Genomic DNA, 12235 nt, shown 5'->3' on the forward strand with positions numbered 1-12235 from the left:
GCTCTGCATCTTTCAATTCAACAGGTTCCGAGGGAAAGTTAACCCAAAGGTGAAACCAGAAGGTTTTGGTACATGCCCCATAGAGAGGTAATGAAAATAGAGATCATGCCAACAAATTGCACCCAAAATCGGTGCCGGGACAGCCGCTTACGCAAGGCATCTCCCACAAGCGACTCTTCTTGAATTTTACGTGACACACGAATGCTGATCATGCCGACCAAGCTCATCGGACACAGGATCAGAAACACCGCTTGCGCAAATTCAACGCCGTAAACCCACCCCAGAACGATCAACCCTGTCATCACAAAACTGACGATCGCGATCAGCCATAGGCCGGAAACGTTGGCGATGTGCAGGATGCGATTGGTGTTGACCCGCACCAAATCGTGAAAATCATCCTCTGCCTGTCCACCTTTGCGCTTCGCGCGTAGCACCAGATCCCAAGGCACACCCAGCACCCAATGGCTTGCAGACGACCAAAAAACAGCCAATGCAATCCAGAACCAGAGGTTCGAAAAGCTGCGGAAATCGATGAGTTCTAGTACGGTTTGGCTCAGGTCCAAGGTCTTTACTGCCCTTTAGATTTTCACCCCACATACCTTGCTCCTGCGGCAATTCCTAGCCTTGAGATGCGGGAATTTCCATGGCACCTGTGAGAGCGACAATTTTCGGAGCCCGTCATGACCCTCACGCCTGCTGCTTTCCCTTCTGCGCGCTTGCGACGCACACGCCAATCCGCGGCCCTTCGTGGCCTGGTACGTGAAAACACACTTACGGTGGAGGATCTGATCTGGCCGGTTTTTGTGCGCGACGGCGAAGGTGTTGAAGAGCCGATTGCCTCCATGCCCGGTGTGTATCGTCGCTCGGTGGACAAGATTGTGGAGGCAGCGCAAGAGGCCGCCGATCTTGGCATTCCTGTGATCTGTTTGTTTCCTTACACCGATCCGTCGCTGAAGACTGCGGATTGCGCCGAAGCGTGGAACCCAGACAACCTCTCAAACCGCGCCACCCGGGCAATCAAAGCCGCTGTGCCCAACATCGCGGTGATGACCGATGTTGCGTTAGATCCTTACAACATTGACGGCCACGATGGATTTGTCGAAAACGGCGAAATCGTAAACGACCGCACGGTCGAAGCCCTGGTCAAACAAGCTTTGTCACAAGCGGACGCCGGCGCGGATATCATCGGTCCCTCTGACATGATGGATGGGCGCATTGGCGCTATTCGGACCGCCCTTGAGACAGCGGGCCACCACAATGTCACCTTAATGAGTTATACGGCAAAATACGCGTCCGCCTTCTATGGACCCTTTCGGGATGCCGTGGGCGCGTCTGGCGCGCTCAAAGGTGACAAAACAACATATCAAATGGATCCGGCCAACTCCGATGAAGCGCTGCGTCTTGTGGCGCGTGACCTCGCTGAGGGTGCAGATATGGTGATGGTAAAGCCGGGCATGCCATATCTCGATATTTGCCGTCGCGTGAAAGAGTCTTTTGGCGTGCCAACCTTCGCCTACCAGGTCTCTGGCGAATACGCGATGATTCAGGCCGCCGCCCAAAACGGGTGGATCGACGGCGAGCGCGCCATGATTGAGAGCCTCATGGCGTTCAAACGTGCCGGATGTGACGGAATTTTGAGCTATTTCGCGCCAATGGTCGCCCGCAAAATCGGCCAATAAACCGCAGATATAGTGACATCACCGCAGCAGCGACCTATACTGGTTGCAATCCGGATCAAAAAACCGGCGGTAAGAGCAGATATAAACAAACGGGCGACAGACCATGAACAACCTCACACGACGCGGCTTTGCGTTGACCGGCCTTGCAGCGGTAGGTGTCACTGCAGCATGTGGCAACGGTGTCGGATCAAACGGCGCAACAGAAATTGATGCTCGCGTGGATGCCACGCTGGCTTACCTTTACAACGAATATCCCAACACGGTGGATTTGCGAAATAAGGCCACTGGCGTACTGGTCATGCCACTGATCACCGAAGCTGGCTTTGGCTTTGGCGGCGGCTACGGCCGCGGTGCCCTGCGGGTAAATGACACCACTGTGGACTACTATTCCGCCACCAAAGGCAGCGTCGGTTTTCAGATTGGCGCGCAACAGCACGCACATGTGTTGTTCTTCATGACCGAGGGCGCATTGGGTGAGTTCCGTCGCTCCAACGGTTGGGCCGCGGGCGCAGGTGTCGAATATGTCGTCGCAAACGAAGGCGGCGACCTGAGCGCTGAAACAACCAACCTTTTGGCACCAGTGATTGCTGTGGTCTTTGGTCAAGCCGGGCTTAAAATCGGCGCGACACTGGAAGGTATCAAATACTCGCGCATCATTCCCTAAGGGATGCGGTCCTTCCCGGACATCGTTTACGTCGAGCGTAAGGAAGGCCTCCTTGCGCTCGATTTGTTTTTGCCCACAAGCATGGCGCCCACTGCTTTGATTGTCTTTGTCCATGGTGGCGGATTTGCGAAAGGCAGTCGAAAGTCGGAGTTTGCCACCTCCTTGGCTGAGCGCTTGGCGACACATGGGCTGGCGACAGCGGCTGTTGGCTATCGGCTGAATGCGGGCGCCTCCCTTCCGCGATCCCAAAAACAGGCAGTGCGTGCCAACCGAAGTCGCGCCTTTGAAGCAGGTGTAAATCTGCGCCCAAGGCTGATTGGTCCACGGTTTGAGGCTGCCCGCCAAGACATCGGAACCGCGCTCACATTTCTTCGGACATCTTCTGTTCCAGAAGAACTCATCGGGCTCAATATCGGCATGATCGGCGTGTCTGCAGGCGGCATCGCAGGGCTTGCACTTGTGCATTCTCCCGACAATCTGCCGCGCTATGATGGCCCGATCTGCCTGATCACACTTGGCGCGGCTTTGGTCCACCCTTGGGCTATTCGCAAAACGGCGGCGCCCTGCCTGATGCTCCACAGCGCCCAAGACAGGGTCATCTCGCCAAAGAACAATGACATCTTGCGCCCCTTCATTGCAAAATCCGGAGCGCCAATTTCTCAACACACCTGCTCCAGACGTGGGCACAACGCACCGATGGCAGCCTTAATGCAGGACGACGCCCCAGATGGGACGCCGTATTGGAACAGTGCATTGGATCTTTTTGAGATGACCGGCTTACTTAATCAAGGGCCCGCAAGCGTTTGATAAGGCTCGATGTATCCCAACGGCCTCCGCCAATTTTCTGTACGTCTTTGTAGAACTGATCCACCAACGCCGTCACTGGCAGGCTTGCGCCAATCTCGTCTCCAGTGGAAAGCACAATGCCAAGATCCTTACGCATCCAATCCACCGCAAAACCATAATCAAATTTGTCATCAATCATGGTCTCATACCGGTTGTTCATCTGCCAGCTGCCCGCAGCGCCCCCTGCAATCACATCGACAACCGCCCGGCCATCCAGCCCCGCCTTCTCAGCAAAGTGCAGCCCTTCGGACAACCCCTGCACCAATCCGGCAATGCAAATCTGGTTCACCATTTTGGTCAATTGCCCCGCGCCGCTTTCACCCAGCCGTTTGATGGAACGACCATAGGCCTGCATTATCGGCTCGGCCGCATCATAGGCCGATTGATCACCACCACACATGATAGACAGGACACCGTTTTCGGCCCCCGCCTGACCGCCAGACACCGGCGCATCCACAAAGGCAATGCCACCTTCGCTACCGGCGGCATATAGCTCCGCCGTGACCTTGGCAGATACCGTCGTGTGATCCACAAACGTCGCCCCTGCGTGCATGCCAGCAAACGCCCCATCAGCACCCAGACACACCGACCGCAAATCATCATCGTTGCCAACACAACACATGACAAACTCTGCACCCGCAGCCGCCGCTTTGGGGGTGGCGGCAAATGCGCCGCCATATTCTTCAACCCAGCCCTTTGCTTTGGCCTCGGTGCGATTGTAAACCGTCACCTCATGGCCCTGTTTTGCAAGATACCCTGCCATCGGGTATCCCATCACACCCAAGCCCAAAAATGCTACTTTTGCCATCGGCTTTCCCCTGTCTCACATTCGTCGTAATACTTGTCTCGCCTGCGCAAGTATAAGGCAAGGACAATCAGAGGCAGACCCATGGCAGTATTTATTCAATGGCTTTTGCGGCTTGCCAGTGGCTTGGTGATTCTTGTCGTTTTGGCGGTGATGCTGATCTATTTCCTCGCCTCGCGCAGCTTGCCCACCTACGATAAGACGTTTGCCGCCGCCGGGATATCCGCCCCCTTAGAAATTGTGCGCAACAATGCCAATGTGCCCCACATCTTTGGCGAAAATGACGAAGACGTCTATTTTGGGCTTGGCTATGCACACGCGCAGGATCGCCTTTGGCAAATGCTCACAATGCGGCGCACCGCACAGGGCCGTCTGTCTGAGGTATTTGGCCCCCGCACTTTAGACGTCGACAAACTCATGCGGCGATTCGACATCGCCGGGGCCGCGCGCCAGTCTGTATCCGCACAGGACCCTGAGATCCTTGTGTCTTTGAAAGCGTACGCCCGCGGCGTCAACGCCCGGATCGACGAGGTGAACAGCGAAGCGTTGGGACGCGGCGCGCCAGAGTTGTTCCTGTTCAAACAGGCCTTTGCTCCCTGGCAGCCCGCCGATTCCATCGCGTTACAGAAGTTGATGGCCTTACAATTGACCGGACAACTTCAATCCGAAGTGCTGCGCGCACGCACGTCTTTGGCGATCCCCAATCCCGACCGTCTGCGCGACATTTTACCAGACGCGCCGGGCACAGGTCTCGCTGCACTTCCTGAATACGCCAGCCTTGTTCCCGGCACACCGCGCTTTGCAAAGACGGAGCCACTGCCACAAAGCCCCTTGTCGCCCTTTTCTCCGCCCGCTCTGACAGGTGCGTCCAACGCATGGGCCGCAGCACCCAACCGCAGCGCCTCGGGCGGCACATTGCTGGCCAATGACCCACACCTTGGGCTGACGGCCCCCGCAGTCTGGTATCTCGCCCGCCTGGAACTCTCCACCGGCGGCGTGATCGGCGCGACCATTCCCGGCATTCCCGCCGTTCTATCTGGGCGCAGCGACACGCTTGGATGGGGGGTTACAGCCGCCTATGTCGATGACCAAGATCTCTTTATCGAAGAGCTCGATACAGAAGATAGAACTCGTTACAAAACACCCGATGGATACTCAAAATTCGTAACACGAAAGTCCATCATCAAAATCAAAGACGAAGAGCCGATCACTCTAACCTTGCGTTGGACAGAAAACGGCCCCGTGCTTCCCGGGTCGGACTTCAATCTGGGCGCAATCACACCACCGGGCCACGTCGCAGCCCTCAGCTGGACGGCGCTCAGCCCGAATGATCGCTCCACCAGCGCCTTAATGGGGTTGATGCGCGCCGGCTCCATTGAGAAAGCCATTGCGGCCACCAGCGGCCACGTTGCCCCCGGCCTCACTCTGACGTTGGCGGATCAGGAGAATATTGCACTCAAACTTATTGGGGCAGTGCCACGCCGCGATGCACGTCACCAAAGCCAAGGGCGCCTGCCCTCGCTTGGATGGCGGACCGAGAACCGTTGGCAAGGGGTGTACGACAGTGCCACAAACCCGTCGTTTGTCCAACCCGTTGGCGGCATCGTGGGCAACACCAACAACAAGCTGGCAGACAGGCCCTTTCCGATGCACATCTCCCACCTTTGGGGTGACAGCCAGCGCATTCAGAGATGGCAACGCCTTATGCAAAACCGTCGCGTGCACACGCGTGACAGCTTCATCGAGGCGCAACTTGACACGGTAAGTTTCTCAGCGCGGGCGCTTCTGCCCCTGATCGGCGCTGACCTGTGGTTCACCGGCGAAGCCGCAGCGGATGGCACCCGCGACCGACAACGCCAGCGCGCACTGTCTCTTCTGGCTGAGTGGAACGGTGAAATGAACGAACACATGCCCGAACCCCTGATCTACGCAGCCTGGGTGCGCGCACTGCAAGACCGCCTGATCCGTGACGAGCTTGGGCCATTGGCCGATGAATTCACCCATGTTGAGCCCCTGTTTATCGAACGTGTGTTCCGCAACGTCGAAGGCGCAGGCGTTTGGTGCAACGTGCGTCAGAGCGCGCGGGAAGAAACCTGCTCTGAAATGGCACGTTTGGCGTTGGATGACGCCTTGCTGTCGATTGAAGAACGCTACGGCCGTCAACTGGAGGCTTTGCGCTGGGGAGATGTACATCAAGCGACCCATGATCATCAGGTTCTGGGCGCTGTTCCCGTGCTGCGCTACTTTGTGAACATCCGCCAATCTACCTCTGGTGGCGACAACACTTTGCAGCGGGGCAAAACCGCTGGATCGGGTCCCAACCCTTTCCTGAATGTACATGCTGCGGGCTATCGGGGAGTCTATGATTTCGCAGATCCAGACAGCTCGGTGTTTGTCATTTCGACGGGCCAATCCGGCCACTTCTTGTCGCGCTTTTACGACGATATGGCGCAACTTTGGAGACGCGGCGAATACATCCCGATGTCATTGGACACCGAGCTCGCCCATGCCGCAGCGGTGGGCGTCACCCATATCCATCCCCGCACCGCCCAATAAAAAACCGCACCAGAACTGGTGCGGTCTAAGACGTTTTAGCAGTGTTCGCGTTCTGCGCGGTGGTCTAGAGCGATTCAAATTGTGCCCGCTGTTTTGCGGACCACAGCACAGTGATTTCAAACCCCTCTTCGGTCTGAGCTTCGTCCTCAACGACACCTTCTTTGAACAGCCAAGCGCGGCCTTTGCCATCCGCGAACGACAAGCTTAGCGTTTCGCGGGATTTCTCACTCGCCAACGCCTGCGCTATGGCCGCAAACATCTCGTCCAAGCCCTGACCACTCACAGCGGAGACCGCGTGGATCGCCTCTTCCCGGTCCGCCTTTGCCACCATCGCGTCGCGATCATCAGGCTCCAACAAATCGATCTTGTTCCAAACTTCGATCTGCGGCGTGTCCTCACTCATTCCTAAGGTTTCAAGAATGGTGCGCACATCTTCGGCTTGGTGCTCCGTTTCTGGATGCGCAATGTCACGCACATGCAGGACAAGATCCGCGGCCAAGACCTCTTCCAAGGTTGCGCGGAACGAAGCCACCAACTGTGTGGGCAAATCACTGATAAATCCCACGGTGTCTGACAGGATCACTTCGGGACCGTTGTTGGGCAGCTCAACGGCGCGCATGGTCGGGTCCAGCGTGGCAAACAACATGTCTTTTGCCATCACATCTGCCCCTGTCACACGGTTAAACAGTGTGGATTTACCGGCGTTGGTATAGCCAACCAATGCCACAATCGGGAATGGCACCTTCGCACGTGCCTTGCGATGCAATTCTCGGGTTTTCACAACCTTCGACAATTGACGACGCAGGCGAACAAGTTGGTCATCAATGGCGCGGCGGTCAGCCTCGATCTGGGTTTCACCAGGACCACCAACAAAGCCAAGACCCCCCCGTTGCCGCTCAAGGTGGGTCCATGCCCGCACCAAACGCGTCCGTTGATAAGACAACGCCGCCATTTCGACCTGCAGCACCCCTTCACGGGTGCGCGCACGATCGGAGAATATCTCTAGGATCAACCCGGTCCGGTCCAGAAGCTTTACCTTCCATTCTTTCTCAAGGTTGCGCTGTTGCACCGGGGTGACCGGCCCATCAATCAAGACCAATTCTACATCATTGGCCTGAAACAGCGCTTTGAGTTCTTGGATTTTGCCAGTGCCGAACAACGCCGCTGGCTGAGCTTTGGACAAACGCACGATGTTTGAACCCACAACCTCCAGTTCCGGCAGTGCTACAGCAAGAGAAACAGCCTCTTCCAACGCGAAAGAGGCCTCACGCCGTTGGTCGGCGCCAGAAATATCGGGATGCAGGACCCAAGCGCGGGTGACCTGCCTGTCATGCTCCATCAAGAGGCGTCTTCACCTTCATAAAGGGAGATCGGCTGGGCCGGCATAATGGTCGAAATCGCGTGCTTGTACACAAGTTGGCTCTGGCCATCGCGGCGCAGCAACACACAAAAATTGTCAAACCAGGTGATAACACCTTGCAACTTTACACCATTGATCAAAAAAATAGTCACCGGAACTTTGGTTTTCCGGACGTGATTTAAAAATGCATCTTGGAGATTCTGTCGATCCGAAGCCATGTTGCGCTTGCCTTTGTTCTTGTTCGTGCATCGGGTAGTCGTGCGGACAGAGTATGGAACGCACCTCAATGACTTACCAGCCTAAAATGTTAAGTCTTTGGTCACCCTTTGTCCCAACCGCATCATTTCTGCCACAAATCAGGTGAAATCAGCGCGATGATGGCCAAGGCCTCCAATCGACCGACGATCATGGCGATGCAAAGTATGATCTTTTCACCAAATCCCAAGGACGAAATAGCGATTGGAAATTCCCCTGCAACTTGCGTCAGTGGTCCGGTGGTTGTCAGCGCGGAAATTGCCAAGATCAAAGCCTCTTGAAACGTGTTTCCCATCAATGCAAGCAGCGTCGCAATCACCGCCAAGGATAAGGCAAAGAGCATAAAGAAAACCCAAGCAATCACAGCACCACGCCGCCGAATACCCTGCGCACCTGCCCGACGGCGGCCCAAAACAACATTGGGATGCACCAGACGCTCCATTTCACCAAGCCCTTGAAGATAAAGCGCATATACCCGCAACAATTTGACCCCTCCGGCGGTGGTCGCAACCCCGCCGCCAACCATGGCCAAAGCCAATAAGATCAAACCCGGCGTTTTGAGCCCACTCCAGTCGCGCGCAACCTGCCATTCCGTGCTCTCAAATCCGGTGGTGGTCAGAAAACTCATAACGGTAAATATCCCGCCCCAAGCGGCCCGGATCGCAGCGGCAGGATCTCGCAGCGTGTTTTCATCCAAGGCGCCAAACCAGTGACGCGCAAACAACATCGTCGACACACCACAGACGATCAAAAGCCCCAATCGCAACTCGGGATCTTCCCACAGATTGTTGCGCCGCACGGCGCCGGTGTCAGAACTGAATGTGCCACGTGATAGGGCAAACAACAGGAACAGAAAGATCACCATTTCACCAGCCACACCAGAATTGGCATTGGCCACCCCGCCAACCCCTGAAATGCCACTGGTAGACATGGTCGACATGGCATGCATCAGCGCAACAGTCGGTTGGTCACCCAACACCAACAACATCACCCAAAGCGCAAAAGTGAGGCCAATGTAGATGGGCAACAGCGCCTGCGCAGCGCGGCTCCATCTTTTCATCGGACGCGCACGTTGCATCTGGCCCTTATTGTTACTGATTTGTCCGGGCTCCCCCAAAGCGGTAACCTCAAAGCCCCCCAAACTCAGCGGTGCCAGCACCGCCGCCGCCGCGATCCACATCAGAAGACCACCCAGCCAGCCCACCATCCCACGCCACAAATGCACCGGGTCCGCGAGCATGGACGCGGGCTCAAAAATGGTCATACCTGTGGTTGTCAGGCAGCTGACCATCTCAAAATAAACATCCAGAAACGGCACAACATCCAGCGTTTCATACACAGGTATTGCCAAAATCGCGGGCAGGATCGCCACAGCAAAAAACAGCGCTTTCAGATTGTCGATGGTCTTTGAACGCCGCTGAGTGCCTTCAATGGCAACCGCAATCAACGCACAGACAAACAACACCAATGTGCCTGAGTAGAAAAACATCCTCGCAACAAAATGCTCGCCCTGCCCGCTGGCAACAACGGCTGGAACAAGCATCATCAGCCCTGAAATCAGGACCATCTGTACAAGCAATGGGATGCGCGACAAGCTCAGCTTCATGGCTTAGAAAAAGTCGATGGAGACCTGCAACAGCTGCTCTACCCGCGGCACATCCGCAGTCAGCGCAAACAGTACAATCACATCGCCTTCGTCAATCCGTGTGCCGCCCTTAGGTTTCACAACCTCTTTGCCTTTTTGGATGGCCCCAATCAGCACGCCTTCTGGGAAATCCACGTCACGCACCATCTGGCCCGCGATCGGCGAGGTCGACAGCACCTCAGCCTCAATGATTTCAGCCTCTGTATCACCTACCGAATAAACTTCGCGTACACGCCCGTGGCGGATGTGACGCAGAATAGAGCTCACCGTGGTGGCGCGCGGATTGATGAAAGCATCAATGCCCAAGGGCTGCATCAACGGGGCCAGCGTGGGATCATTGATCAGCGCGATTGTCAGCGGACAGCCACTCGATTTTGACCTAACGGAGGCCAACATGTTGGTTTTATCGTCATCCGTAACTGCCAAAACAGCATCTGCACGATCGACACCAGCCTCGGCGAGCAACGCCGCATCCATCCCATCACCATTGAGCACAATGGTGCGTTCCAACGCTTCTGCTGCGATCTCAGCCACGCGCCGGTCTCGCTCAATGATTTTGGTACGAATTCGACTTGCGCTGTTCTCCAGACGTTGCGCCACCATCAGACCGACGTTGCCACCCCCAACAATCACAGCTCGTTCTTGTTTGTTCTGCGGCTTACCGAACACTTCCATTGTCCGGTTTACGTCTTCGATAAAGGTGAACACATAGATTTCGTCACCAACAAACAGCTGATCCCCGGGCTCAGGCGCAAACAAGGTGCCACCACGGCGCACACCAACCACCACAGCACTCAGGGTCGAAAACAGATCCGTCAATTGCCGCAACGGCGTGTTCACAACCGGGCACTCTTCATCCAGTTGCAGCCCCAGCATCTGAACCTTGCCTTTCAGAAAGGTCTCCGCATCAAAGGCCCGCGGCGCGGTCAGCCTTTTGATGGCCGCATCCGCAACTTCGCGCTCCGGAGAAATCACCACATCAATCGGCATGTGATCGCGCCGGTACAAATCCGAATACAGCACATCCAGATAAGACTGACTGCGCAAACGGGCGATTTTGCGGGGGACTGAAAACACCGAGTGCGCCACCTGACAGGTCACCATATTGACCTCGTCTGAATAGGTGGCTGCAATCACCATATCCGCATCACGCGCGCCCGCCCGATCAAGCACATCAGGGTAGCTTGCGAACCCAGAAATACCTTGCACGTCAAGCGTATCCGTCGCGCGGCGCACCAAATCAGGGTTGTTGTCCACAACAGTAACGTCGTTGTTTTCGCCCGACAAATGGCGCGCAATTTGCCATCCGACCTGACCGGCCCCACAGATAATGACCTTCATGTGCTTCCCTCATGGGTTTCGATCTCAGGCATGCCAGAAGGGGAAGATGAGGTCAATTGTAACCATTGACCCGCCCGGACATTCAGGCTTTCATTGTGAATGGTTTCAAACAGTTGACGTAAGGGTTTTTGATGCAGCGCATTTTCTGTGCAATCGCGATGTCCGCCACCGTGTTGAGTGGCTGCGGTCCAACGTCATATTCTGGCTTTGCAAAACCCGACGCGTCGCGAGAAACGGCAGCGCGCGACGACACGGCTTGCTCAGTCGAAGCAAACCGTCTGTTTCCCGCCGCGAATTTCACAACAACGCTCTACGGGGGCTACCATGGCGGCTATGGCGGCTACGTTGGCGGCACATGGGGATACCCGGGCTACTACGGCGGAAGCCACGTACAAATGCGCGATGCCAACGCCTCTATGCGCGCAGAACATCGGCGCGACTGTATGTCTCTGAAAGGGTATTCCCCCGCCACACATCCGGTCTGCACGGAACAACAATTGGGCGGGCGTGCCTTCCGTCCCGTTGCCGGAGCCCCGCAACCTGCCCCCAACATCTGCGCCATCCGTGCGCAGGGCGGCGGCGTGGCGCTGGTCGATTTGAACAACCCCACCTGATATAGGACCCCGAACGATGAAACATCCAATTATCACCGGGCTCATGCTGATGGCTCTTGGCAGCTGCACCGAGTTCAGCACCCTTTATCAGGTCGGAAAAACCAAAACTGAACGCAATGTGGATCAAGCCCAATGCAATCGTTTTGCCGCAGACAACTATCCCCCTCGGATTGTCACAGAATGGTGGCCGATTTACGATTCAAAGGGCCGTGTCGTCAGCCGACGCGCAGAACAATACGACACAAATGAAGGCCCGCGATACACCGCGGCCCGCAACTGCATGACGGAACGCGGCTATGAACGGGTAAGCATCCCCTATTGCAAGGACGAACAACTCGCCGGACGCAACTACGCGAAGGTCGAAGTGGCCCCGGAACTCGGACCCAGTATTTGCGGTTTGCGTACCGAAGGCGGCGGTCGGGTGCTCGTGGACCTCAGCAAACCACTTTAGAGAAACGAGAAACCCAAAG

Annotated in this window: 12 protein-coding genes; 6 read left to right on the top strand and 6 right to left on the bottom strand. The window is 56.2% G+C overall.

Annotation, left to right across the window (positions count from 1 at the left end):
* Positions 1 to 38: 38 nt before the first annotated feature.
* Positions 39 to 563 (bottom strand): component of SufBCD complex, encoded by a 525-nt coding sequence (locus ABWV47_RS01760; protein ID WP_353308119.1) that lies wholly within the window; start codon positions 561 to 563, stop codon positions 39 to 41.
* Positions 564 to 680: 117 nt separating this feature from the next.
* On the opposite strand from ABWV47_RS01760, the gene hemB reads away from it, so the two are divergent.
* The 3 genes from hemB to ABWV47_RS01775 all read left to right on the top strand — a co-directional run bounded on the left by hemB (position 681) and on the right by ABWV47_RS01775 (position 3150).
* Entirely contained in the window at positions 681 to 1679 is a 999-nt protein-coding gene (gene hemB, locus ABWV47_RS01765) for a porphobilinogen synthase (RefSeq protein ID WP_353308120.1), read from the top strand.
* Between the two features lie 103 nt (positions 1680 to 1782).
* A complete protein-coding gene (locus ABWV47_RS01770) occupies positions 1783 to 2343 on the top strand; it encodes a lipid-binding SYLF domain-containing protein (RefSeq protein WP_353308121.1) in 561 nt (186 codons plus the stop codon).
* Between the two features lie 3 nt (positions 2344 to 2346).
* On the top strand, positions 2347 to 3150 hold the full coding sequence (locus ABWV47_RS01775; protein ID WP_353308122.1) for a hypothetical protein: 804 nt from the start codon (positions 2347 to 2349) through the stop codon (positions 3148 to 3150).
* Here ABWV47_RS01775 and ABWV47_RS01780 read toward each other — a convergent pair.
* Complete coding sequence (locus ABWV47_RS01780) at positions 3125 to 3997, bottom strand: NAD(P)-dependent oxidoreductase (protein WP_353308123.1); 873 nt, start codon at positions 3995 to 3997, stop codon at positions 3125 to 3127. The two genes, ABWV47_RS01775 and ABWV47_RS01780, sit on opposite strands and share 26 nt — an antisense overlap.
* A gap of 81 nt (positions 3998 to 4078) precedes the next feature.
* On the opposite strand from ABWV47_RS01780, the gene ABWV47_RS01785 reads away from it, so the two are divergent.
* Entirely contained in the window at positions 4079 to 6550 is a 2472-nt protein-coding gene (locus tag ABWV47_RS01785; protein WP_353308124.1) for a penicillin acylase family protein, read from the top strand.
* Between the two features lie 64 nt (positions 6551 to 6614).
* Here ABWV47_RS01785 and hflX read toward each other — a convergent pair whose 3' ends face one another.
* From hflX to trkA, 4 genes are all read right to left on the bottom strand, one after another.
* Positions 6615 to 7889: a GTPase HflX gene (gene hflX, locus ABWV47_RS01790; RefSeq protein WP_353308125.1), complete on the bottom strand. Its 1275-nt coding sequence runs from the start codon at positions 7887 to 7889 to the stop codon at positions 6615 to 6617.
* The gene (hfq, locus tag ABWV47_RS01795; RefSeq protein ID WP_008204623.1) at positions 7889 to 8128 is read right to left on the bottom strand and encodes an RNA chaperone Hfq; all 240 of its coding nucleotides are present in this window, start codon (positions 8126 to 8128) and stop codon (positions 7889 to 7891) included. Before hfq ends, hflX begins: the two co-directional genes overlap by 1 nt.
* 122 nt (positions 8129 to 8250) lie before the next feature.
* Positions 8251 to 9771: a TrkH family potassium uptake protein gene (locus tag ABWV47_RS01800; RefSeq protein ID WP_353308126.1), complete on the bottom strand. Its 1521-nt coding sequence runs from the start codon at positions 9769 to 9771 to the stop codon at positions 8251 to 8253.
* 3 nt (positions 9772 to 9774) lie between these two features.
* Positions 9775 to 11151 carry a Trk system potassium transporter TrkA gene (gene trkA, locus ABWV47_RS01805; protein ID WP_353308127.1) on the bottom strand — a complete coding sequence of 459 codons (1377 nt, stop codon included), beginning with the start codon at positions 11149 to 11151 and terminating at the stop codon, positions 9775 to 9777.
* 131 nt (positions 11152 to 11282) lie between these two features.
* Here trkA and ABWV47_RS01810 point away from each other — a divergent pair, with 131 nt between their 5' ends.
* Together ABWV47_RS01810 and ABWV47_RS01815 are read left to right on the top strand one after the other, a co-directional pair.
* Entirely contained in the window at positions 11283 to 11765 is a 483-nt protein-coding gene (locus tag ABWV47_RS01810) for a hypothetical protein (protein WP_353308128.1), read from the top strand.
* 16 nt (positions 11766 to 11781) lie between these two features.
* Positions 11782 to 12216, top strand: coding sequence for a hypothetical protein (locus tag ABWV47_RS01815; protein ID WP_353308129.1), 435 nt, complete (start codon positions 11782 to 11784; stop codon positions 12214 to 12216).
* The last annotated feature ends 19 nt before the right edge of the window (positions 12217 to 12235 follow it).

This window comes from Shimia sp. NS0008-38b, from assembly GCF_040370365.1.
GTDB lineage: Bacteria > Pseudomonadota > Alphaproteobacteria > Rhodobacterales > Rhodobacteraceae > Shimia.